The sequence below is a fragment of the Spirosoma lituiforme genome (assembly GCF_054776635.1).
This window is the reverse complement of record NZ_BAAHBO010000056.1, coordinates 1-562: the sequence shown is the minus strand read 5'-3', so window position 1 is coordinate 562 and position 562 is coordinate 1. Positions and strand designations below refer to the sequence as shown.

The following is a 562-nucleotide window of genomic DNA, read 5'->3' as shown; positions in this document are numbered from 1 at the left end:
GAGTAATATATATGAGTAGACCGCTCAGCTAGGGCTCTGATCCCCGAATGCTGGCGAGAATATTATAAATAGGAGGCTTTCCATGTACGCAATTATTAAGACAGGTGGAAAACAATACAAAGTATCAGAAGGTGACTTAGTAAGAGTTGAAAAACTTGCTTACGAAGTTGGTGAGACTGTAGATTTTGATCAAGTACTATTAGTATCTAACGATGGTGAACTTAAAGTAGGTTCTCCAATAGTAGAAGGTGCTAAGGTATCAGCAACAGTTGAAGATCAAAACAAAGATAAAAAAATTGTTGTTTATAAATATAAACCTAAAACACGCTGACAGGGTCTATTTAGAAGTAAAAAGTTTTAAGGCCATGGACTTTGAAGAGCTTTTTGAAAATGTAAATAAAATAGATTGGCAGGATATTTTAAATGAGGATAGCAACTTTATTGTAAATGCAAGATCCTATAAGTCAAAATTATTTTCTTTAAGGTCGATTCAGTCCATAAGCGAAAAGGCAATTATAGATAAGTTAAAAACTTACTATAAAAAATCTTTTTTTGAAAAATC

2 protein-coding genes are annotated in these 562 nt (G+C 32.2%); both read left to right on the top strand.

Features of this window, described 5'->3' with window-relative positions; all coding sequences use genetic code 11:
• Positions 1 to 82: 82 nt before the first annotated feature.
• Positions 83 to 331, top strand: a complete 249-nt coding sequence (gene rplU, locus ACYU87_RS27665; RefSeq protein ID WP_461137233.1) for a 50S ribosomal protein L21 — start codon at positions 83 to 85, stop codon at positions 329 to 331.
• 34 nt (positions 332 to 365) lie between these two features.
• Positions 366 to 562, top strand: a 197-nt coding sequence (locus ACYU87_RS27660) for a THUMP domain-containing protein (RefSeq protein ID WP_461137232.1), incomplete at its 3' end; no start/stop codon positions are given.